At 43.4% G+C, this 20,676-nt stretch carries 23 protein-coding genes and 3 pseudogenes; 23 read left to right on the forward strand and 3 right to left on the reverse strand.

Going from position 1 to position 20,676, the window contains the following annotated elements:
- The first annotated feature begins 71 nt into the window (after positions 1 to 71).
- From BGC07_RS22610 to BGC07_RS19580, 4 genes and pseudogenes are all read left to right on the forward strand, one after another.
- Positions 72 to 797 carry a DNA translocase FtsK 4TM domain-containing protein gene (locus tag BGC07_RS22610; RefSeq protein WP_235603233.1) on the forward strand — a complete coding sequence of 242 codons (726 nt, stop codon included), beginning with the start codon at positions 72 to 74 and terminating at the stop codon, positions 795 to 797.
- Between the two features lie 265 nt (positions 798 to 1,062).
- A pseudogene (locus BGC07_RS13890) lies at positions 1,063 to 2,544 on the forward strand (DNA translocase FtsK); the annotation flags it as partial.
- A 1-nt stretch (position 2,545) separates the two neighbouring features.
- Entirely contained in the window at positions 2,546 to 3,238 is a 693-nt protein-coding gene (locus BGC07_RS13895) for a LolA family protein (RefSeq protein ID WP_235603234.1), read from the forward strand.
- A gap of 7 nt (positions 3,239 to 3,245) precedes the next feature.
- Positions 3,246 to 3,674 (forward strand): GNAT family N-acetyltransferase, encoded by a 429-nt coding sequence (locus BGC07_RS19580; RefSeq protein WP_077216919.1) that lies wholly within the window; start codon positions 3,246 to 3,248, stop codon positions 3,672 to 3,674.
- Between the two features lie 72 nt (positions 3,675 to 3,746).
- Here BGC07_RS19580 and BGC07_RS13905 read toward each other — a convergent pair whose 3' ends face one another.
- On the reverse strand, positions 3,747 to 4,532 hold the full coding sequence (locus BGC07_RS13905; protein ID WP_069313591.1) for an inositol monophosphatase family protein: 786 nt from the start codon (positions 4,530 to 4,532) through the stop codon (positions 3,747 to 3,749).
- Between the two features lie 137 nt (positions 4,533 to 4,669).
- Here BGC07_RS13905 and trmJ point away from each other — a divergent pair, with 137 nt between their 5' ends.
- The 12 genes and pseudogenes from trmJ (at position 4,670) to der (ending at position 15,574) form a co-directional block, all read left to right on the forward strand.
- Complete coding sequence (trmJ, locus tag BGC07_RS13910; RefSeq protein WP_069313592.1) at positions 4,670 to 5,416, forward strand: tRNA (cytosine(32)/uridine(32)-2'-O)-methyltransferase TrmJ; 747 nt, start codon at positions 4,670 to 4,672, stop codon at positions 5,414 to 5,416.
- Positions 5,417 to 5,446: 30 nt separating this feature from the next.
- Positions 5,447 to 6,658, forward strand: coding sequence for an IscS subfamily cysteine desulfurase (locus tag BGC07_RS13915; RefSeq protein ID WP_069313593.1), 1,212 nt, complete (start codon positions 5,447 to 5,449; stop codon positions 6,656 to 6,658).
- Positions 6,648 to 7,007: an iron-sulfur cluster assembly scaffold protein gene (locus tag BGC07_RS13920; RefSeq protein WP_069313594.1), complete on the forward strand. Its 360-nt coding sequence runs from the start codon at positions 6,648 to 6,650 to the stop codon at positions 7,005 to 7,007. The genes BGC07_RS13915 and BGC07_RS13920 overlap by 11 nt, the downstream gene beginning before the upstream one ends.
- 79 nt (positions 7,008 to 7,086) lie before the next feature.
- A pseudogene (ndk, locus tag BGC07_RS13925) lies at positions 7,087 to 7,516 on the forward strand (nucleoside-diphosphate kinase).
- A 75-nt stretch (positions 7,517 to 7,591) separates the two neighbouring features.
- A pseudogene (rlmN, locus tag BGC07_RS13930) lies at positions 7,592 to 8,724 on the forward strand (23S rRNA (adenine(2503)-C(2))-methyltransferase RlmN).
- A 39-nt stretch (positions 8,725 to 8,763) separates the two neighbouring features.
- Positions 8,764 to 9,441, forward strand: coding sequence for a type IV pilus biogenesis/stability protein PilW (gene pilW, locus BGC07_RS13935; RefSeq protein ID WP_235603438.1), 678 nt, complete (start codon positions 8,764 to 8,766; stop codon positions 9,439 to 9,441).
- A gap of 64 nt (positions 9,442 to 9,505) precedes the next feature.
- Positions 9,506 to 10,444, forward strand: a complete 939-nt coding sequence (locus BGC07_RS13940; protein WP_069313596.1) for a helix-turn-helix domain-containing protein — start codon at positions 9,506 to 9,508, stop codon at positions 10,442 to 10,444.
- A 30-nt stretch (positions 10,445 to 10,474) separates the two neighbouring features.
- Positions 10,475 to 10,846, forward strand: a complete 372-nt coding sequence (locus BGC07_RS13945; RefSeq protein ID WP_069313901.1) for a rhodanese-like domain-containing protein — start codon at positions 10,475 to 10,477, stop codon at positions 10,844 to 10,846.
- 75 nt (positions 10,847 to 10,921) lie between these two features.
- Entirely contained in the window at positions 10,922 to 12,205 is a 1,284-nt protein-coding gene (gene hisS, locus BGC07_RS13950) for a histidine--tRNA ligase (protein WP_069313597.1), read from the forward strand.
- A gap of 3 nt (positions 12,206 to 12,208) precedes the next feature.
- On the forward strand, positions 12,209 to 12,862 hold the full coding sequence (locus BGC07_RS13955; RefSeq protein WP_069313598.1) for a YfgM family protein: 654 nt from the start codon (positions 12,209 to 12,211) through the stop codon (positions 12,860 to 12,862).
- A 13-nt stretch (positions 12,863 to 12,875) separates the two neighbouring features.
- Positions 12,876 to 14,090, forward strand: a complete 1,215-nt coding sequence (gene bamB, locus BGC07_RS13960) for an outer membrane protein assembly factor BamB (protein WP_069313599.1) — start codon at positions 12,876 to 12,878, stop codon at positions 14,088 to 14,090.
- Between the two features lie 86 nt (positions 14,091 to 14,176).
- Positions 14,177 to 15,574, forward strand: a complete 1,398-nt coding sequence (gene der, locus BGC07_RS13965) for a ribosome biogenesis GTPase Der (protein ID WP_069313600.1) — start codon at positions 14,177 to 14,179, stop codon at positions 15,572 to 15,574.
- Positions 15,575 to 15,687: 113 nt separating this feature from the next.
- Here the strand turns inward: der and BGC07_RS20765 are convergent, their stop codons facing one another.
- Positions 15,688 to 15,858 carry a hypothetical protein gene (locus BGC07_RS20765; protein WP_235603237.1) on the reverse strand — a complete coding sequence of 57 codons (171 nt, stop codon included), beginning with the start codon at positions 15,856 to 15,858 and terminating at the stop codon, positions 15,688 to 15,690.
- A gap of 231 nt (positions 15,859 to 16,089) precedes the next feature.
- Between BGC07_RS20765 and BGC07_RS13970 the strand changes: the two genes are divergently transcribed.
- The 7 genes from BGC07_RS13970 (at position 16,090) to BGC07_RS13990 (ending at position 19,814) form a co-directional block, all read left to right on the forward strand.
- A complete protein-coding gene (locus BGC07_RS13970) occupies positions 16,090 to 16,626 on the forward strand; it encodes a ParA family protein (protein ID WP_201258149.1) in 537 nt (178 codons plus the stop codon).
- A gap of 25 nt (positions 16,627 to 16,651) precedes the next feature.
- Entirely contained in the window at positions 16,652 to 16,900 is a 249-nt protein-coding gene (locus BGC07_RS21255) for a hypothetical protein (protein WP_201258150.1), read from the forward strand.
- Positions 16,897 to 17,484 (forward strand): hypothetical protein, encoded by a 588-nt coding sequence (locus BGC07_RS13975; RefSeq protein WP_235603238.1) that lies wholly within the window; start codon positions 16,897 to 16,899, stop codon positions 17,482 to 17,484. The genes BGC07_RS21255 and BGC07_RS13975 overlap by 4 nt, the downstream gene beginning before the upstream one ends.
- Positions 17,471 to 17,647, forward strand: coding sequence for a hypothetical protein (locus BGC07_RS22615; protein ID WP_235603240.1), 177 nt, complete (start codon positions 17,471 to 17,473; stop codon positions 17,645 to 17,647). The genes BGC07_RS13975 and BGC07_RS22615 overlap by 14 nt, the downstream gene beginning before the upstream one ends.
- Positions 17,648 to 17,832: 185 nt before the next feature.
- Positions 17,833 to 18,357 carry a chemotaxis protein CheW gene (locus BGC07_RS13980; RefSeq protein ID WP_069313601.1) on the forward strand — a complete coding sequence of 175 codons (525 nt, stop codon included), beginning with the start codon at positions 17,833 to 17,835 and terminating at the stop codon, positions 18,355 to 18,357.
- A gap of 22 nt (positions 18,358 to 18,379) precedes the next feature.
- Entirely contained in the window at positions 18,380 to 18,847 is a 468-nt protein-coding gene (locus BGC07_RS13985) for a DUF2802 domain-containing protein (RefSeq protein ID WP_069313602.1), read from the forward strand.
- 193 nt (positions 18,848 to 19,040) lie between these two features.
- Complete coding sequence (locus BGC07_RS13990; RefSeq protein ID WP_069313603.1) at positions 19,041 to 19,814, forward strand: DNA-binding protein; 774 nt, start codon at positions 19,041 to 19,043, stop codon at positions 19,812 to 19,814.
- Here the strand turns inward: BGC07_RS13990 and BGC07_RS13995 are convergent.
- On the reverse strand, positions 19,804 to 20,661 hold the full coding sequence (locus BGC07_RS13995; protein WP_069313604.1) for a chemotaxis protein CheX: 858 nt from the start codon (positions 20,659 to 20,661) through the stop codon (positions 19,804 to 19,806). The genes BGC07_RS13990 and BGC07_RS13995 overlap by 11 nt on opposite strands.
- Between the last annotated feature and the right edge of the window lie 15 nt (positions 20,662 to 20,676).

The following is a 20,676-nucleotide window of genomic DNA, read 5'->3' on the forward strand; positions in this document are numbered from 1 at the left end:
TCCTGTTTTAAGTTAAGGTATACTCAAAGAAAAGCTAAGGCAGCGCGGCTAAATTAATTTAGGGGAGCACATTGGACTACGACTATCAAAGCATACAGCACTCGTTTTTATGGCATCGTATTCGTGAAGGCGGTGTTATTTTGCTGGCTGCCATTGGCATATTTTTGTGCATCACTCTATTGACCTTTCATGCAACAGATCCAGGTTGGTTATCTTCAGGTGTGAGTAGTGCAACGGTGCAAAATGCGGGTGGGCGAGTCGGTGCCTGGTGTGCAGATGTTCTTTTTGGCCTTTTAGGTTACTTTGCGTATACTGTTCCCTTGTTTGTTTTCTATGCCGCTTATCGACTTTACCGAGATTTACGCACCCCTTTCGATCCGCCATTATTTTTACTTCGTGTTGCTGGCGGGGTGATCGCTTTACTCTCAGGCAGCGCGTTGTTGGCGTTATTTATTATTCCTGCTCATAGCACATTACCTCAGGGTTCAGGGGGAATATTAGGCACCTTAATTGGTAAAGGGGTAACCAGTGCATTTAACTTAACTGGTGCGACGGTGTTACTTATTGCGGCTTTTCTTATTGCGATTACTTTGTATTCGGGTGTGTCTTGGATACGCTTAAGTCTTGGTTTTAAAGCGTTGAGCGCGCATGGCGCGCGTGCATTACGTGATTTATTACAGCTACAAACGGCCCGTTTAGGCAGTTTTAGAGCCGATCGCTTACTAAAGCGAGAACAGGCAAAGCAGGAAAAATTGGCCAGAAAATCAGCGCGTAAAGAGCAAAAAACAAGCGATTAAAGCGAAAGGTTTTGTGGGAGCTGATGGCGATGGTACTGCAAAGAAGAAAACTAAAAAAACACCCTTATTGCCAGCCATCAAGAAAGAAAAAGTGATTAATGCGCCAGTCATCAGCGAAGATTATATCGATGAGGATGTGGAGCACGAACAATGCATTGGCCAGACAACCTTTGATTTTGTCGCTGATGCACCTACAGCCGCTTCGCCACCTAAAACAGCTAAACAACCAAAACAGGTCACCTCATCAGTCGACCGAGGACCGTTAGATTTGCCTGACTTAGGGTTGCTTGATGAAGGTGAGCAAGACAAGAATGGCTTGTATTCAGAAGCTGCACTAGAAGAAATGTCGCGCCTGGTTGAAGGGCGCTTGGCCGATTTTGGCGTACAAGCTGAAGTGGTGGATGTGTGCCCGGGGCCTGTGGTCACACGCTATGAATTGCAGCTCTCTCCTGGAATTAAAGCGAGTCGAGTCAGTAATTTAGCGCAAGATTTGGCGCGCTCATTGCTTGCTCGCAGCGTGCGTGTCGTTGAGGTGATCCCAGGTAAGTCAACGATTGGCATCGAAATACCGAATGCGAAGCGTGAGCTTGTGCGCTTTCGGGAAGTGTTGGAGTCTGATGCGTTTCAGGATTCAAATTCTAGTTTAGCCTTAGCGTTAGGGCGAGATATTGCAGGAGAAGCTGTTGTTGCTGATCTTGCAAAGATGCCGCATTTGTTGGTTGCAGGAACGACAGGTTCGGGGAAGTCTGTCGGTATGAATGCGATGGTGCTCAGCTTGCTGTATCGAGCAACCCCTGAAGATGTGCGCATGGTGATGATCGACCCGAAAATGCTAGAGCTTTCTGTTTATGATGGAATTCCTCACTTATTAACGCCCGTTGTGACAGATATGAAAGAGGCGGCGAGTGCCTTGCGTTGGTGTGTCGGGGAGATGGAGCGGCGCTATCGTCTATTAGCAGCACTTGGAGTTCGCAGTATCAAAGGTTATAACGATAAGGTTGTTGCTGCCCAAGAAGCTGGGTCACCTTTAGTGAATCCATTAAAAGTTAAACCTGAAGGGACAGAGCCGGACTTGCTGACTAAGCTGCCGTTTATTGTTGTTTTTATTGATGAATTTGCTGACATGATGATGATTGTCGGCAAAAAAGTTGAAGAGCTGATCGCGCGTATTGCTCAAAAGGCACGAGCGGCGGGGATTCATTTAGTTCTAGCGACCCAGCGCCCTTCCGTGGATGTAGTGACAGGTTTGATTAAAGCCAATATTCCAACGCGAATGGCTTTTCAGGTGTCATCGAAAATTGATTCGCGAACGATTATTGATCAAGCGGGAGCAGAACAGTTGTTAGGCCATGGTGATATGCTGTATTTACCGCCGGGTAGTGGGGTGCCCACCCGCGTCCATGGTGCGTTTATTGATGATCATGAGGTCCATGCGGTTGTTCGTCAGTTGAAGACGCAAGGTGTCCCCGAATATATTGCCGATTTAATTGATCAAGGTAGCGGTCTGGATGATTATGGCCAACAAGCCGATGATGAGAGTGCAGAACAGCAAGATGCGTTATATGATCAAGCGGTAGAGTTTGTGATTGATCAGCAAAAGGTTTCAGCCTCTTTAATTCAACGGCGTTTTCGCATTGGTTACAACCGTGCTTCACGTTTAGTCGAAGCGATGGAAGCCGCGGGTTTAATCTCAGACGGTCAAAATGGTCCACGAGAAGTCTTAGTTTCAGCACGAGAGAATGTTTAAAATGAAGCGATTATTAATTCGAATTTGTTTGTTTTTAGTATGTTTGCCTGTTGCTATCAATTCTTTTGCGGCAAGTAATAATCAAGCCCAAACACAAGCTGCAAATCATCTTGTGCAATTTCTAAAAGCGGCGAATACTTATCAGGCTGATTTTTGGCAAATAGGCCAAACCAGTGCGGGCAGTGCAGAGTGTGCTTATGGCCGTTTGTTATTAAAGCAGCCTGGGCAATTGCTCTGGAAAGTTGAAAATGTCGATTGTCAGCAGGTTCAGTCTGGAAAAGCGCCGACGGATAATATGTGGAATCAGGTGATTTTAACGGAGAAACAGTCTGTTAAAATCTATCAGCCTTTGCTTGAACAGGTGATAGAACGCTCTCTTAAAAACTTAGATGATGCGGTTCCGGTGAAATTATTAACAGGTGCTTCTGTGCAGGCACTGGCTAGCTTTAACGTCAGTGAGCAAAGCAAAGCAGGCTATCAGTTATTTATCTTATCTCCAAAGAGTAATCAAAGCCTGGTCTCTAAAGTAGAGATTGCCTTTAAAAATAAAGAACTACAGCAAATGATTGTGTTAACGCCATTAGGCCAGAGTACTAAGTTGCAATTTTTTAATATCAAAGTGAATCAAGGGCTGTCAGGTGCTGTGTTTAAGTTGAATTTACCTAAAGATATCGATGTGATTAAGCAGAGCTAGCGGGAATATTCATGTCTGTCGCTGCTGTTTATGCAGAGTTAGATTTTCAGCAGTTTTTCAAGTAGATCGGTTTTATGTTGAGAAAACAGGCTATTCCGGTTGCACTAATAAGGATGATCGAGTTTTTGTTGTTAGGACAAATTTAGAGATCATTGCTGCAGTAAGGTCAGAAGCAATTGCTGATTATCTAGTTTTAAGAGGCTTGTATCTGGCAAAAATGTATCAAGGACAAAATATTGGTACGAGATTGTTAGAGTACATTGAACCAGTGTTGAAAAGACAGTTGAGCTATTGTTTGCCTTATGATTATTTGATTGGCTTTTATGGAAAGATTGGTTTTAAGAAAGTTGATGAGCTTGAGCTGCCTGTTATTTTACTTGAACGATTACAAAAATACCTAAACCAAAATAAGCCTGTTGTGGCGATGAAGCTGTAAAATGACAAGTAATAAAAAGGCGCTGAAAGCGCCTTTTGCTAAACCTAAATTACGCTTAAATATTATGCGCTTTTAGTGTAATGCGGGCGCAATGTTTGCAGTAAGCTTTTTTAATGATTTCGGGTTTCCGGCGAGTAGTTCACCTTTACTGATATTAGATTCGCCACCGTTTAAGTCACTGACTAAGCCACCAGCTTCGCGGATGAGGAGTAAGCCTGCTTCAACATCCCAGTTTTTGGCGCCAAGCGTGTAGCTCGCATCTAAACGACCTGCCGCGACATAGGCGAGATCAAGTGCGATAGAACCTGAACGACGCAATGCAACATGTTGTTCATAGAGACTGTGTTGAGAAGCAAAGAAGGTGGTTGCGTATTTATTTGCAGAGTGGGTGAGCGATGTACTGATTGTTGCACCTTCAAGCTTGTTGCGCTGACTGACGCGGATGCGGTGATCGTTGAGTTTTGCACCTTGGCCGCGAGTGGCCGCGAACAGCTCATCACGAACTGCATCATAGATCACGGCATGTTCAGTACGTCCACGGTACTGAACAGCGATAGAAATGCAGAAGTTTGGGTTGCCGTGAATGAAGTTGTTTGTGCCATCTAAGGGGTCGATGATCCAGAGGTATTCTGAATCTTGTTGATTTTGACCGCTTTCTTCACTGAGGATGGCATGCTCTGGGTAAGATTTTTGAATGGTTTCAATGATGGCTGCTTCTGCGCTGTTGTCGACGTCGGATACGTAGTCGGCAATGCCTTTCTCAGAGACTTTCAGTGTATCTAAACGGTCAATACGTTGAAGCATTATAGCGCCCGCACGTCGTGCAGCACGCGTCGCGATATTAATAATCGGTTGCATAAAAACTTACCCAGTTATGTTAAAGATCGAATTAAAGGCCAACAGTCTAACAGATCTTGACCAAAACCGGTATAGTATAGCCGGACTATTTGTTTTCGGTGTTATTGATTATAGAGTGATAAGTTGGGTTTGAGTTCATGAATATTTTGCCTAAAGTTCGTATTGTCCTGGTTGAAACGTCACATTCTGGCAATATTGGTGCGGTTGCTCGTGCGATGAAAAACATGGGGTTAGGGCGCTTATATTTGGTCTCGCCAAAAGATTTCCCCTCAGATCAAGCCTATGCCTTATCCTCTCATGCTGAAGATGTGTTAGACAATGCTGTGGTCACAACAAGCTTAGAAGAAGCGATTGCAGATTGTGAGCTGGTGCTTGGAACCAGTGCCCGTGAGCGTAAAGTGCCCTGGCCTTTAGAAGAACCTCGGCAGATGGCAAAGCGTGTTATTTCAGAGCATAACCAGCATGAAATTGCGATCGTTTTTGGCCGAGAGCGCACGGGGTTAACCAATCAAGAATTACAGCGTTGTCACTACCATGTGCATATTCCAACCAATGAAGAATATAGCTCTTTGAATTTGGCGCAGGCTGTACAGGTGATCTCTTATGAACTGCGTTTAGCGGCATTGGATAATAAAAATTTAAATAGCAGTGTAGAACTGTCAGAAAAAGCACTGGCAACCAGCGCACAGATGGAAGGTTTTTATAGTCACTTAGAGCAGCTATTACGGAAAATTCATTTTCTTGATGATGCTCAGGAAGGCATGCTGATGTTGAAGTTAAGAAGGCTTTATCAGCGTAGTCGTGTTGAAGAGTCAGAAATGCACATTTTGCGTGGAATTTTGTCCAAGATGGAGCGACGGCTTGATGAGAAGAGTAAAAATTAGTCTAAAAGCTTTAGATTTAGGTATAACTGAATGATTTATTTTGATTATGCAGCAACAACGCCGATAGATCCTGATGTGATTAAAGTCATGCAGGAATGCTTGGGTTTAGAAGGTAGTTTTGGGAACCCGTCGTCTTTGCATCGTTTAGGTTGGCAAGCAGCAGAGAAAGTTAAGCAAGCGCGTGAACAAGTGGCTAATTTAGTCAGCGCTGAAAGTAGAGAAATTATCTTTACTTCAGGGGCGACAGAGGCAAATAACTTAGCGATTAAAGGTGTCTGTGAAGCCTATCAAAAGCGTGGCCGTCATATCATCACCTCTAAAGCAGAGCATAAGGCGGTGCTTGATGTGTTTGCTGTGCTCGAAAAGCAAGGTTTTGATGTAACTTATCTGACTCCTAATAAGCAGGGTCTAATCGAGCCTGATTGTTTGCAAGCGGCGATGCGAGAGGACACAATTCTGGTTTCATTAATGTATGTGAATAATGAGCTGGGTGTTGCTCATGACTTAAATGCACTGGGGTCAATCGTGAAAGAGGGCAAGGCGATCTTTCATGTGGATGCCGTACAGGCTTTGGGTAAATTGCCGATTGATTTAAAAGAATTACCTGTTGATTTAATGTCATTTTCCGCGCATAAATGCTACGGCCCTAAAGGGGTGGGCGCCTTATTTGCGCGCCGCCGCCCTAAGGTGCGTATCAATGCCCAGCAGCATGGGGGCGGTCATGAATTTGGTTTGCGCTCAGGAACATTAGCCACTCACCAGATTGTCGGTTTTGGTCAGGCTTGTGAATTGGCGCAAAATAATTTAAATCAAGAATCTGAGAGAATTAAAGGGTTGCGTGAGCAGTTATGGCAAGGCTTAAGTCAGCATAAAGAAGTTTACTGGAATGGTGAGAAAGCCGCTTTGCAAGCGCCTGGAATACTCAGCGTGAGCTTTGTGGGGGTGGATGGTGAGTCTTTATTGGCTTGTCTGCCAGAACTCGCGGTTAGCCAAGGTTCAGCGTGTAATTCAACAACGGTTGAGCCATCCCATGTGCTAGCTGCGATTGGAGTATCGGCACAGTTGGCGCACAGTACGGTCAGGTTTTCACTTGGGCGTTATAGTACCGAAGCTGAAGTTGGTCAGGTGATAATGCAAGTTGGTCAAGCTTTGACTCATTTGCGTAAATTATCACCTGTTTGGCAGGCGCGAGAAGCAGGAACGGACCCAGCAACATTGCCTTGGGGGCGCTATGTTGAATGAAAAAACCTTACATTATCTACAACAAAAGAATTTTGTTGGTGAACTTGCTGAAGCGATAGGCGTCTTAAAAGTCTATATGGGTAAGCCTGAGGGGGATTGCTTAGTTCTTAGTCTGTTGCATGATGGTGATAAGGTGCAGAAAATACGCTTTTTAGCCCAAGGCGGCCCAAGTTTGATTGCGTGTTGCGCTTATGTGACAGAGCAGCTCAATAGCAAAAACTTAGCGTGTCTAAGCAGTATTGATTCAGAGCAGCTAGTGCAATATTTTTCTTTAGCAAAAACAGAGATTTCTAAAGCGGTTTTAGTCGAGGATGCATTAAAACAGCTTTACAAAGCCGTAAATCAGTAAAATTTTCTTCACTAATAAGGTGTTATTTGCGACAATAGCGCCGTAAATAGTTTTAACGTAAAAATTAAGGAGCCTCAACATGGCGATAGAACGTACACTTTCAATCATTAAGCCTGATGCCGTTGCGAAAAATGTGATCGGTGAAATCTATGCTCGTTTTGAAAAAGCAGGTCTGAAAGTGGTTGCTGCAAAAATGACTCATTTAACGAAAGAAGAAGCCGGTGAGTTCTATGCTGTGCACAAAGAGCGCCCAATTTTTTGGTGCCTTAGTTGAGTTTATGACTTCAGGTCCTGTGATGATTCAAGTCCTTGAAGGTGAAAATGCAGTGCTCGCGCACCGTGATATCATGGGAGCGACAAATCCTGCAGAAGCTGCAGCTGGAACAATCCGCGCTGATTTTGCAACAAGCATTGATGAAAATGCAGTGCATGGTTCTGATGCGGTTGAAACTGCTGCACAGGAAATCAACTTTTTCTTTGATGGAAAAGTGTGTCCACGTACTCGATAAGATGAGTTAATCTTTGAGTCTTGAGCCCAGGGTACTCTGGGCTTTGTTTTATTTGTGAATATTTAGAGTGATATCATGCAAGCGACCGCTGTAGAAACATCAAAAGTAAACTTATTAAACTTTGACCGTACGGGCTTACAACAATATTTTGAGAGTATTGGTGAGAAGCCATTTCGTGCTCGCCAGGTACTGCAATGGATCCATCAGCGCGGTGTGGTTAACTTTGATGAAATGACGGATTTGAGTAAAGCACTACGCCAGCGTTTGCATGAGGTTGCTGAGATTGTTGCACCTAAAGTGGTATTCGATAAAGTGTCTGAAGATGGCACGCGTAAGTGGTTGATTCAGTTGCCAGAAGGTAATTGTATCGAAACTGTATTTATTCCAGAAGGCAAACGTGGGACCTTATGTGTCTCTTCACAGGTCGGCTGTGCACTGAATTGTACATTTTGCTCGACGGCAACCCAGGGCTTTAACCGTAATTTGAGCATTAATGAAATTATTGGCCAGGTGTGGGTAGCCAAGCATGCCTTAGAAAAAGATGTTGATGTACAGAAATCACCGGATCAGCGAGTATTAACTAATGTGGTGATGATGGGCATGGGCGAGCCATTATTAAACTTTGAAGCGGTGATGAGTTCGATGAGCTTAATGATGGATGATTATGCCTATGGCCTATCAAAGCGTCGTGTGACTCTGAGCACATCAGGTGTGGTGCCAGCGCTGTATGAAATGAAAGAGCGTACAGATGCTGCGCTTGCGGTGTCCTTGCATGCGCCAAATGATGAATTACGTAACCAACTTGTTCCTATTAATAAAAAATATCCTATTGCTGAGTTATTAAAAGCATGTAAAAATTATATCGATGGACGACCTCATGCAAAGATTACCATTGAGTATGTGATGTTACAGGAAATCAATGACAGTTTGGAACATGCAGAGCAGCTCACAAAGGTTTTCAAAAAAATTTGCCTTGTAAAATTAATTTGATTCCGTTTAACCCGTTTCCTGGTGCGAATTATCAACGCTCTAGCCGCAATCGCATTGTGCGCTTTCAAAATTATTTACTTGAGCGAGATTTTGTTATTACGGTGCGTAAAACACGGGGTGATGATATTGATGCGGCTTGTGGGCAGCTCGCTGGTGATTTTGCCGATAAAACGCGTCGTCGTGAGCGTATACAAGCAAAACAGCAGGAGGCTGTGTGAAGGCAGGAGGCTTTCTCGCTTTAATTTTTTATTTTTACAATAACCCGTTTTTTAACGGGTTGCACTGAACATACGACCGTACTTCACCCGTCTGAGTCGCAGACCGTTAAATTAGTCAAACCGAATAAAGCCCAAGCTGCACACTACAATGTGCGCTTGGGTTTAGCTTATTTAAAGGTGGGTGATATGCGTCGAGCGCACTATAAATTAAATAAAGCGATTGAGCTGGACCCTGGCAGTGCTGAGGCGCACTATGCCTTTGCTTATTATTCAGAGCAGTTAGGCGAAGTTCAGCAAGCACGACAAGAATATCTTATTGCGTTAAGGCTCGCACCGAATGACCCGAAGGTGCTGAATAATTATGGTACGTTTTTATGTAAACAGGGTGATCTTAAAGAGTCTATTCATTATTTATTAGCGGCAGCTGAGCAACGTGACTATCTTGATCGGTCCGGAAGTTATGAAAATGCGGGACTTTGTGCAGTAAAAATGAGCGATTTGAAGCGCGCAGAAGATTACTTTCGGCGTGCTTTACAGCTTTCTCCACACAGCGACAGAATACTTTGGGAGTTGATTAAAATTTCAGACAAGCAGGGACAGGATCAACAGACCTTGTTATTATTGAAACGTTATTTATTAGCGCGCCCTCATGATCATAATGCGCGGAGCTTATTGGACAAACTGCAAGCTAGGCTTGTGCAGTCCAACCAATCCTAGCATTATAACGAGGTAATTAGACGAGTTCAGGGTAGTATTTATAGAATGTCTGAAGTGAAAAAAAATGACACAGTTAAGTTTAGGGGATTTACTCCAGCGAGCACGACGTAATAAAAACTTAACGCGTGAGCAAGTGGCGCGACAGTTACATGTACAGCCGCAAGTGTTAACTCTTTTTGAGCATAACGATTTTAACAAGTTGAATGTGCCTGAACGCTTCGTTTTACAGCACCTAGCCGACTATGCCAATCTCGTCGATTTAGATGCAGAGGCAGTGCTTGATATTTACCATCAGGGAGGGGTGATTAATTTAGCACCGAGTGTTGATGAAATAATAGATTCATCAACGCCAATATCAACAGCGCCGGTAAAACATATTTCTGGCGCTGTTGAGGCTATAGTTGAGAAAAATGAAACTACGGCAAAGCCACCAGAACCTGTCATCACTACCAAAAAAAAGGTGAAAAAAGAGCTGAATCGAATCACTGCGCGAGCACCGTCGTCTTTAACATCGAATCAATCAATAGCAACTCCAAAAATTTCTTTATCTGCGAGTAAAACCGACAGTAAATTGTCTCCATCGGATTCAAGTGATAAGAAAAAGAAGAATAGTCAATCTCAAGCAGGGATTTCGGCCGTTTGTGAAGAAGTGACCATTGAAACGTCACCTCCGTTACTTAAAAGTGAGACGCGTAAAACAAAACCGCCTAGAAAAAGCAGTCGTGCGCTGCGTTGGAGTATTAATCTGATTATTTTAATCGCGGTGATTGTTGCTGCATTTTTTTGGTATAAAGAACAAGTAGGCCAGCTTAAAGTGAGTCATGCACCGGACACTTCACAGGCAGAAAACAAGCTGACGCCTTTCGCTAAACCTAGTGCTGCCGAACAACAAGCGGCAGAAAAAATGAAACTAGAGCAGCACATTCAAAGCAATGAGGCAATGGCCGCGCAATATAAAATATTGAAAGTCCCACCACAGTCACAAGGTACAGATCAGTCTTAACTAATGATTGATATTAAAGGTAATCTAATTATGAAACATTCTTCAGCATTTTTAGCACTCGTCGAGCAAGTGCGGGGTTCTATTTGTGAAGTTTCTATTGAAAAAGTGCAAGGCTATATTGATGAGCAGCGCGATTTTAAATTGGTAGATGTGCGTGAGCAAGATGAAGTTCGCGCCGGTAAGGCTAAAGGCGCGCAAGTATTAGGAAAAGGGATCATTGAGCGTGATATAGAAAAGTTAATCCCTGATGCTAGCACTCATATTGTTTTGTATTGTGGCGGTGGTTATCGCTCGGCACTCGCTGCGGAAAATTTACAGCGTATGGGGTATCAGCATGTTGAGTCGATGATCGGTGGCTTTAAAGCCTGGCAGCAAGCTGGATATGCGCTTGAGTTCGACTGAGTGGTTGATAATGTTAGCCTTTAACTCACTTTCTTTGTTATTATAGCGAGCAGTAAAAAATTTTCGGGGTAAACAATGGCTAAAGGTATTCAAGCAATTCGTGGGATGAATGATATCCTGCCGACAGAGTCGGCCTACTGGCAATGGTTTGAGGCAATTGCACGAGACGTTATGGCTGCTTATGGATACCAAGAAATTCGTTTCCCTATTGCTGAGAAAACTGAGCTTTTTGTCCGCGGCATTGGTGAAGCGACTGATGTTGTTGAAAAAGAGATGTATAGCTTTGAAGATAAAAGTGGCGAAAGTGTCACTTTAAGGCCGGAAGGAACAGCAAGCTGTGTTCGCGCGGCGATGCAGCATGGTTTGCTGCATAATCAACAGCAAAAGTTATACTATTTGGGGCCAATGTTCCGTTATGAGCGGCCACAAAAGGGGCGCTATCGCCAATTCCATCAGTTTGGTGTGGAAGTCTTTGGTTATCATCAAGCAGAACTAGATGCTGAAATTATCTTTCTAAGTGCCAATTTGTTTAAACGTGTCGGTGTATTTGATCATGTGACTTTGCATATTAACTCGTTAGGTACCATTGAAGAACGCCTTGCTCATCGCACTGCTTTAATTGCTTACCTGCAAGATAATAAAGCGGTTTTAGATGAAGATAGTGTGCGCCGCCTAGAAAAGAACCCTTTGAGAATTTTGGACAGCAAGAACCCTGCAATGCAGGAGATGATAGAGTCAGCACCAAGTTTACTCGATTATTTAACAGAAGAGTCGCTCGCGCACTTTGAGCGTTTAAAAACATTGCTTAGCGCAGCGGGTCTATCTTATCGGGTAAACCCTCGCTTAGTGCGTGGGTTGGACTATTATTCTCGCACTGTATTTGAATGGATGACTGACCGTTTAGGCTCACAAGCGGCGATATGTGCAGGTGGCCGTTATGATGGCTTAGTTGAACAGTTTGGTGGTAAAACGACGCCAGCCGTTGGCTTTGGCTTGGGTATTGAGCGTTTATTATTACTTATTGAGACCTTAGGTCAAAAAACCGGGCTAGAGAATCAGCCCCATATTTATTGCATAGCGACAGGAGCAGAAGAGACAACACAAGCGGTTGTTATCGCAGAGCAGTTACGTCGTGCGTTTCCAGGTCTGCGGATTTTAAGCCATTGTGATGTGGGTAGTTTTAAAAGCCAGTTTAAAAAAGCAGATAAGTCGATGGCGAAATTAGCGTTAGTGATTGGTGAAGATGAACTGGCTAAAGAGACCGTGACGATTAAATTTTTACGCGAACAGCGTGAGCAAATATCCTGTGCCCAGCGTGAGCTTGTTACAATGATAGAAACAATACTAAAAGAGGTGTAATGGATGGACGCACAAATTGACGTTCAACGGTCTGATCACAGCAAAAAAATAACCCAGCGAATTATCGCGTTTGTTGTTGTGATTATTATTGTTGCACTCATTGCTGTGGCGGGTTGGCAGTATTCTGTGTATCGAGAGAATAACCATCGTGCCGCAGCTTCTGCGCAATATGAACACTTACTCAAACAAGTAGCTGCAAACCAATCGGCAGCGATAGTTACGGCTGCGACAGCCTTACGCAATGAGTATCCAAAAACTCCGTACGCAACGCTTGCTTCTTTGTTTATGGCTAAGGCGTATGTGCAGCAAAATGAACTGCCTAAAGCGCGAGCGGCTTTAGAGTGGGCTTTAAAAGAAAATAAAACAACAGCATTAACGGGTCTTGTTTCCGTACGCTTGGCCAGAGTGCTTATTGCTGAAAAGCAGTACCAACAAGCCATTGAGCTATTAACCAAAGCGCCTGAAAGCAAGCAATATCAGGGTATGTATGATTATGTCCTTGCTGAAGCTTATCAGGCGAAAGGTGAGATTAGTCAAGCGAGAGACTATTATCAAAAAGCTGAAAAGTTATTGGTCAGCGATGCAACTTTGCAGTCGATTGTACAGATGAAAATGAATAACTTGCCTGTACAGACTCATGCTGAAGTAAAAAAATAATTGGGAGATATGAGTGAATAACTGGAAAAAACTAGCGGTGACTGGAATTGGGTTATTGGCTGTTGCTCTAGCGGGGTGTAGTAGTTATAAAGATAATACAATTGCTCCTGCGCCTTTGAAGATTTTTAAACCGCAAGTGGCCGTATTAGAAAGCTGGAAAACCCAAGTCGGTGCAGGGAGCGGCTCTGCATCGAAAGCGGTGTTGAGCTTTGGTGATGAGGGGTATTGGCAATATCAGGCTGCAGAAAATTGGCACCTGAATGTGACGCGTGATGGTAAGAACTTATATGCAGTGGACTATAAAGGTTTAGTCGAGTCTTTAAGCTTACAGGGGAAAGTTAATTGGAAGGCTAACGTGAATCAGTTGCTCACAGCCTCTCCAGTTGCAGGCCCTGAATATGTCTATGTTGTCACCGCTGAAGGGACTGTGTTAGCGCTCAACAAGCAAACGGGCAAAACCGAGTGGAAAAAACCACTAGATACTTTGGTGATTGCAGCGCCTGCTGCGGCAAAAGGTATTGTTGTCATTCATACAAAAGCGGGGGCTGTGATTGCGCTGAGTGCTACAAATGGGCAGCAACTTTGGCGTTATGACCCCTTACTTAATCCACCGATGACGATGGAACGCTCTAGCATGCCGGTGATTTCTGGTCAACAAGTTATTATTGGTAATAATAATGGTCAGGTTGTCGCTTTGGGCCGTAAAACTGGTGATCTGCTCTGGCAATACCAAGTGGCTGTCTCCAGTGGTGCATCTGAAGTTGCGCAAATTGTTGATGTTGATGCAACGCCGGTGGTGAAAGATGGAGCTGTCTATGTTTCCAGTGTGAAAAATCGCACTGCTGCGGTGAGTCTACAGTCGGGTAGAATGCTTTGGGAGCATAAAACTGGTTCATTCAGTGGTCTAGCGGTGAGTAAAGACAAGGTTATTATTACAGCGAATAATGGGGCGCTATGGGCATTAAATCGCGAAACAGGAAAAACGGTTTGGATTGATTCGAGTTTATTAGGCCGTCACCCGACAGCACCAGCTTTAGTGGGTGATTATGTCGTTGTGGGTGATTATAAAGGTTTTGTGCATTGGTTCTCATTGAAAACAGGCAAGTTGCTCGGACGCATGAGTGTGGGGCCGCGTGCGATCGTTGGCCAGCCGGTTGTTGATGGACAAACCGCTTATGTGATGGATGCCTCAGGACGTTTGGTCGCGGTTCGAGGCTCAAAGGTTTAGCCACAATTAGAGAGAAAGTGTGTAAAATGTATAAAGTACGGCTGACGTTGTCAGTCGTCTGTATTTTTAGATGAAGAGGTTTTATTATGTTGCCTGTTGTGGCACTTGTCGGTCGTCCTAATGTGGGCAAATCAACGCTGTTTAATCGTCTGACAAAAAGTCGAGATGCTTTGGTTCACGATCAGCCTGGAGTGACGCGTGATCGCCAGTATGGTGAAGGTCGCCTAGGGCAAAAGCCCTTTATTGTTATTGATACTGGAGGTGTAGGTGAGCACGATGGCAGCATCGACCAGAAGATGTTGACACAGTCTTGGCAAGCTGCCCTTGAAGCGGATGTCGTGTTGTTTCTTGTCGATGGTCGTGTAGGCATGACCGGAGTTGATGAAGAAATTGCTCAAAAGTTGCGAGAGATTCATAAAAAAGTCTATTTAGTTGTCAATAAAACAGATGGAATTGATGCAAGTGTTGCTAGCGCTGAATTCTATGCCTTAGGTTTTGCAGATTTGTATTCTATTGCAGCTTCACATGGTCGAGGCGTTTTAAGTTTAATTGAGTCGACTTTAGAAAATTTTGATGTGCAGCCTTCTGAAGAGGAAGAAAAAGCGCAAGGGGTGAAAATCGCTTTAGTCGGCCGACCGAATGTCGGCAAGTCAACTCTTACGAATCGGCTTTTAGGCGAAGAGCGTGTGGTCGCTTTCGATGAACCGGGGACAACACGCGACAGCATTTTTATTCCCATGCAAAAAAATGGCAAAGATTATACCCTAATCGATACGGCCGGGGTGCGTCGCCGTAAAAATGTTAAAGATGTTGTTGAAAAATTTTCAATCATTAAAACATTGCAGGCGATAGAAGCGGCGAATGTTGTCGTGATGATGTTTGATGCGCAAGCGGGCATTGTTGATCAGGATTTAAGTCTATTAGGTTTCGCGGCTGAAGCTGGAAAATCGATTGTCGTTGCGGTGAATAAATGGGATGGCTTAGAGTCTCAGGTGCGTGATTATATTAAAACAGAATTATCTCGTAAATTAACGTTTACCGACTATGTGCGCATTCACTTTATTTCAGCCTTGCATGGAACGGCAGTGGGCGATTTGTTTGGCTCGATTGATGAGGCTTATGATTCAGCGACTCGAGCATTATCGACGAATCAACTGACGCAAATTTTGCAAAGAGCAACTCAAATGCATACGCCGCCGCTCATAAGAGGTCGCCGTATTAAGTTGCGTTTTGCCCATTGTGGCGGTCATAATCCGCCGGTGATTGTTATTCATGGCAATCAAACCGCTAGTGTGCCAGAGGCTTATCGTCGTTATTTGATTCATCAGTTTAGAAAGGAAATTAAGTTGATGGGAACACCGATTCGCCTTGAATTTAAGACGGGAGAAAATCCGTTTGCAGGTAAAAAAAATGAGCTGACTGAGCGGCAAATTAATCGCAAACGCCGTTATATGAAAATTGTTAAAAAGAAATACGGCAAATAAATTGTAAAAATTTGGATTAAATCTTAAGCGATACAGTCAAAGGATTGACACTTTTTTCTAAGCGACAAAAAAATGGCGGGAGAGCCCGCCTTTAGAGTGTGCTTTGAAAATCGCTAATGATATTCACTACTTTCTTCGTCTAATTTTTCAGAGACCGCATCGAGGGCGAGTCCTAGTAATCTAACTCCAGTGTAGTCTTCCAGTTGTTGCTTCTTTTCGATTTGTTTTAGTAGAGTACAGCAGTGGCGATAGAGTTCGTCCATTGTTGGGCTTTGCTGCTTCATGATGCACCTCCTTTTGCTTAAGAACCTTGTTGCAAAATTGATGCCAATGCTGCAACTTTATAGTGAATTTTTTTATCGATTTTATTTTGTTAAATAATTTTTATTGTCCTGGTACTTTAATTAATGCGTTAAAATGGCAAAAAAACAAACTTTACGGTGTTGAAATTTAAATCATTGGCATGCAAGTTGCCTAAAACTAATGGTAATTAGTGAACGCTCGATGAGGTGTCTATGCAAATTTGGACCGTTGCAAATCAAAAAGGAGGTGTGGGTAAAACGACGACTGCTGTGACTTTGGGTGGGATTTTAGCGAGCCAAGGTAAGCGGGTATTGTTATTAGACTTGGATCCTCACGGCTCATTAACAAGTTATTTGGGATATAGTCCTGATAAAATCGAAAAAGGGGCATATGAACTCTTTTTGCAGCAGGGGCACATGTCTGCGGTGATCGGTGATCAAATCATTAAAAGGACAAATTTTGCCGGCCTCTGGTTGATTCCGGCATCAATCACTTTGGCAACACTGGATCGTCAATTAGGAACGAAAGAAGGTATGGGGCTGCTGGTGGCCAAGGCGCTGAAAAAACTTCGTGCCCGCTATGATTATGTCATTATTGATTGCCCACCTATTTTGGGTGTGCTGATGATTAATGCGTTAGCCGCTTGTGAAAAGGTTATTATTCCAGCCCAAACAGAATTTCTTGCGCTAAAAGGCTTAGAAAGAATGATCGATACTTTAACGATGGTGAAAAAAAACAAAAAGCTTTAACTTTTCTACGGTCATATTACCGACGATGTATGATCGGCGTACTTCAGCAGCTCAAGGTAGTTTAAAAATTCTTGAAGAAAAATATAAAAAGTGGCTATGGAGATTACCTGTTCCTGTAGATACTAAGCTAAGAGAGGCAAGTCAAATGGGTGTGCCTATCTCATTAATCTACCCGCAAAGTCGAGGCCTGTATGTGTATCAGCAATTTTTAACGTATTTGCTGGATAGTGAAGTTGAAGACTTATCAAGGAGAGAGCCTGGGGTATTAATATGATGGATGATGAGACTACAGATATTGATATCCTAGAAGAAGAGCAAGCCCTTAGCGGTTATTTCGATGCCTTGTTAGGTGTGAATGCTGTGTCAGAAGAAGATAAAAGTACTCTGGAGTTGGAAAAAAAATCGGTAAACACAAACGCAAGACATATCGCACCTGTTTTTGAGAATGAAGCAGTTGGGGTTGTTGTTGAGCCCGCTATTGTAACGCCGTTGCCAGATATTCAAGAAATAGATGACAGAATCGAAGAAATTGAGATTTCTGAAATTGAAGCGCGTATTATTGCTGAACCCAAACCTGCGATTTTGGAAGAAATCGAAACTGTTATTATTGATGATCCGGCTGAGTTTATTGCTCCAGATGATCTGCTTGAGACTGAGAAAATTGCTGAAGCTGAATGCGACTCAGGAGTCCCTGCTTGGGCAAGGCAAGAATTTCAATGTGTGTCGTTTGTGGTGCAGGGGCTGCAATTGATTGTCCCTCTTGAGGGGTTAAGTCAGGTGTATGCACTACAAGAGCAAAAGATAAAAACAATTTTTCGGTCAAGCAGATTGGCTTATTGGCATTATGAAACCGGTTGATAAGAGCATTAGTGTTATTGATGCGGCTCACTGGTTATTGCCCGAAACGGCAGAATGTGCGAAGGCGGCAGATCTACAGCATGAATTTGTTTTAGAACTTGAGGGAAGTACGTGGGGGATTGCTTGTGATGACCTGGGTTTTTCAGAATTTTTTAAAAGATAGTGACGTGAATTGGCATAATAAAGACCCCAAACGACCCTGGCTAGCTGGTGTTGTTGTTGAAAAAATGTGCGGATTAGTTGATCCCGAGCATTTTGTGAAATTTTTAAACTCTCAGTCCTGAGGTTTGCCGGTAAAGTAGACTACAATTTAAGGGATAGGGAGTGGGTAGATAAAGAGGGCTAGATATGAGTGATAGCGCTTCAGAAAAAGATCCATTTGATGGGGCAAAAGAGGACAAAGATCCTGTATTGCAATGGGTTACCTTCCGATTAGCAGAAGAAACCTATGGCATTAATGTGATGCAGGTCCAAGAAGTCTTGCGCTATACAGAGATTGCACCAGTGCCAGGAGCACCCGGTTATGTGATTGGCATCATTAATTTACGCGGAAACGTTGTGACGGTGATTGATACACGTAAACGGTTTGGTTTGGAATCGCAAGAAACAACAGATAATACGCGAATTGTGATTATTGAAGCTGAGAAACAAGTGATTGGTATCTTAGTGGATAGTGTGGCAGAGGTGGTTTATCTGAGAGCTTCTGAGATAGAAACGGCACCGAGTGTAGGTAATGAGGAAAGTGCGAAGTTTATTCAAGGGGTTTCGAACCGAGAAGATGAATTGCTCATCTTGGTTGATTTGAATAAATTGCTCAGCGATGAAGAGTGGGAAGAGATGAATAGTGCGAATGCAGGAGCAAATGTTTCGTGAATCATTTTTGAGTATATGATTAATGATGGATTTTATTGTTCATGGAAGTTTTTTAGTCACTCTTTTACTATTGTGTGGTTTTTTGTATTATTTTTGGCGCTGTATTAAGCGTTATCGTCGGCAGCTCAATGAGCTGAGCGCGCACTGTCATGTTTTTATGAGCAGTAGCATTGGTGTTGGGCAACGCTTAGCTTTGTTGGAGCGCTATTTGGGGCGAGACTTATATCAAGAGTTAAACCAAGATGCTTTTCCAGAGCGAGAAGAAAATTTATATCAACAGGCTTCAAAGCTCGCTGCATTGGGTATGGGAAAGAAAGAGCTGATTGAAGGGTTCGATTTAACGGATACAGAAGCCGAATTGCTTCAATTAATGTCTAAAAAACAGTCTGCAATGTCTGATTGTCCTGGCGAAATAGCGAAAAAATCACCATTGCAGAAAAATAAAGATGTTCAAGGCATTCAGCAATATAAAAATTACCAACAAGATTAATTACTTTTCCATTTCTCGCGCCTTTGCTTTTCGTGAGTTTTACTTTGACATGCAGGGGCTTCTTAGTATAATGGAAGCGTATTTTTGTGCGCAGATAGCGCTCGTGGGGCGGTAACGCACGTTTTCTTATTACACTAACGTTTTAAAATAGTGCAATATTCTTCTTTTTTTGTTTAAGGGAGTTAGGTATTTTATGCCTCGTCCGGGTTTAACATATGATGAAATAACAGAAGCTGCTAATCGTGTTTTAGCGGCCGGTGAAAAACCAACGATTAACCGTGTCCGTGAAGCATTAGGAGGGCGGGGGAGTAGCACGACGATCAGTCGTTATCTAAAAGACTGGAAGCGTCAAGTGCAAGAAGGTCAACTGGCTGAGCCGCAAAAGGTAGAAACCGAAGAAAGTACTGCTAAAAAAGAAGTTGCAGTACCCGCAGCATCTGTAGAAGAGCAAGCGTCAGTCGTAGCTCCAGTGGAAGCTGCAGCGGTCGAGTCTGCAATTTCTATCGATGAAGAGTTGCAGTTGTGTTTTAGCGAAGAAGAATATGAATTGCCTGCGGTTACAAATGAGCAATTTAGGCCGGTTGAAACGGATTCTGAACTAGAAGCGTTAAGGCGCGAACATGAAGCACTGAAAATTCAGTTTCGTCGCTTAAATTCTGCAGTTAATAAAGAGCGCATTCGCCGTCAAGCTTTTGAAATGTTAGCGCGAGAAGCTAAAGAGTATGTGAATGTGATCAAAGAGCAAGTGGGTCAGCGGATTTTGGATTTGCGTATGGCTTCTGATCAGACGATTAATCAGCTCAAAGCTCATGCCCGTGAAGCAAAGCAAGAGTCTGAGCGTGAGCTTAAATTTTATCGCGAAGAGCTAATGCGAATTCAAAAGGAAACAGGCAGAAGTGGTTCGCACTCGAAGAATTCTATGGCAACAGGTCGTGGGCCACGCCGTCAAATGACAACTAGTTCTTAAATAGGAACTCAACCATTAAGTCGCCGTGGGCAGATGCGAGCTCAACGGTGACTTGGTGGGCACATTCAGGCCCTTTCTCTTCTGATTTTCGATATGAAAAGGGCGGCTTAGCGTGGACCATGCAGTCGAGTGTTCCCAGCTTTCCACAACCGTGACCGATAACAATATTGACGTATTCAGAAGCCGCATCGATGCTTAGTGGTGTTATTTCTCGATGGTTTTCATCCATGAGCAATTTACTGGCAACATTGACGACAAGCTCTTCAGGCATCGTCAGGGTGTAATAGAAATTTTTCTCTCCAGTGATTTCTTGGGCAAAGGTGTAGTGATTCCCTGAAATTTCTTTGGCTTCTGTGCCAACATCAGTAATTTTTACCACCTCACGGGCGATGCGTAAAAACATTTTCAGCGTATGATCTAGCATCGCTTTGACCACAAGAGCTTCTGGAATGTTATCTAGATCTGCTTTTAAGAGCTCTTCATGTTCCTCTTGAGCCTTTTTGTGGGCTTGTATTTCCCTGTCGAGGATATCTTTTTCGATGTGCCCCAGGGTTAACAAGGCTTCACCAAAGAAAATACGACGCTCTTTTTGTGTGCTTAGCAGTTCACCTACTTGTTCATCGGTAATTAACTTTAGGTCTGCTGCAATTTCACCGAATTTGCGGTCACTTCTTTGTTGTTCCGCATTAATAGAAGTCACTTGGTTTTCGGTGAGCCACCCTTTCTCTATTGCGACTTCGCCCAGAGACACATTATGCTTTTTTTGGTGTTCTATAGCGTCAATGAGGGCTTCAGGACCTATTAAGCCTCTTTCGAGTAACCATTGTCCAAAGAAGTTTGCAGCCATGATATCTCCCCTGCG

The sequence above is a fragment of the Piscirickettsia litoralis genome (genome assembly GCF_001720395.1).
In the GTDB taxonomy this organism is placed as follows: Bacteria; Pseudomonadota; Gammaproteobacteria; order Piscirickettsiales; family Piscirickettsiaceae; genus Piscirickettsia; species Piscirickettsia litoralis.

Coding starts and splice junctions, on each gene's coding strand:
- BGC07_RS13905 (WP_069313591.1), bottom strand. CDS start 4,532: ATGCAACCGATTATTAATATCGCGACGCGTGCTGCACGACGTGCGGGC.
- BGC07_RS13955 (WP_069313598.1), top strand. CDS start 12,209: ATGGACGCACAAATTGACGTTCAACGGTCTGATCACAGCAAAAAAATA.
- BGC07_RS13940 (WP_069313596.1), top strand. CDS start 9,506: ATGACACAGTTAAGTTTAGGGGATTTACTCCAGCGAGCACGACGTAAT.
- BGC07_RS21255 (WP_201258150.1), top strand. CDS start 16,652: ATGTATGATCGGCGTACTTCAGCAGCTCAAGGTAGTTTAAAAATTCTT.
- trmJ (WP_069313592.1), top strand. CDS start 4,670: ATGAATATTTTGCCTAAAGTTCGTATTGTCCTGGTTGAAACGTCACAT.
- BGC07_RS13980 (WP_069313601.1), top strand. CDS start 17,833: ATGAGTGATAGCGCTTCAGAAAAAGATCCATTTGATGGGGCAAAAGAG.
- hisS (WP_069313597.1), top strand. CDS start 10,922: ATGGCTAAAGGTATTCAAGCAATTCGTGGGATGAATGATATCCTGCCG.
- BGC07_RS13975 (WP_235603238.1), top strand. CDS start 16,897: ATGATGGATGATGAGACTACAGATATTGATATCCTAGAAGAAGAGCAA.
- BGC07_RS13895 (WP_235603234.1), top strand. CDS start 2,546: ATGAAGCGATTATTAATTCGAATTTGTTTGTTTTTAGTATGTTTGCCT.
- BGC07_RS13990 (WP_069313603.1), top strand. CDS start 19,041: ATGCCTCGTCCGGGTTTAACATATGATGAAATAACAGAAGCTGCTAAT.
- BGC07_RS22615 (WP_235603240.1), top strand. CDS start 17,471: ATGAAACCGGTTGATAAGAGCATTAGTGTTATTGATGCGGCTCACTGG.
- BGC07_RS13945 (WP_069313901.1), top strand. CDS start 10,475: ATGAAACATTCTTCAGCATTTTTAGCACTCGTCGAGCAAGTGCGGGGT.
- BGC07_RS13995 (WP_069313604.1), bottom strand. CDS start 20,661: ATGGCTGCAAACTTCTTTGGACAATGGTTACTCGAAAGAGGCTTAATA.
- der (WP_069313600.1), top strand. CDS start 14,177: ATGTTGCCTGTTGTGGCACTTGTCGGTCGTCCTAATGTGGGCAAATCA.
- BGC07_RS20765 (WP_235603237.1), bottom strand. CDS start 15,858: ATGAAGCAGCAAAGCCCAACAATGGACGAACTCTATCGCCACTGCTGT.
- BGC07_RS13970 (WP_201258149.1), top strand. CDS start 16,090: ATGCAAATTTGGACCGTTGCAAATCAAAAAGGAGGTGTGGGTAAAACG.
- BGC07_RS13915 (WP_069313593.1), top strand. CDS start 5,447: ATGATTTATTTTGATTATGCAGCAACAACGCCGATAGATCCTGATGTG.
- BGC07_RS13920 (WP_069313594.1), top strand. CDS start 6,648: ATGTTGAATGAAAAAACCTTACATTATCTACAACAAAAGAATTTTGTT.
- BGC07_RS13985 (WP_069313602.1), top strand. CDS start 18,380: ATGATGGATTTTATTGTTCATGGAAGTTTTTTAGTCACTCTTTTACTA.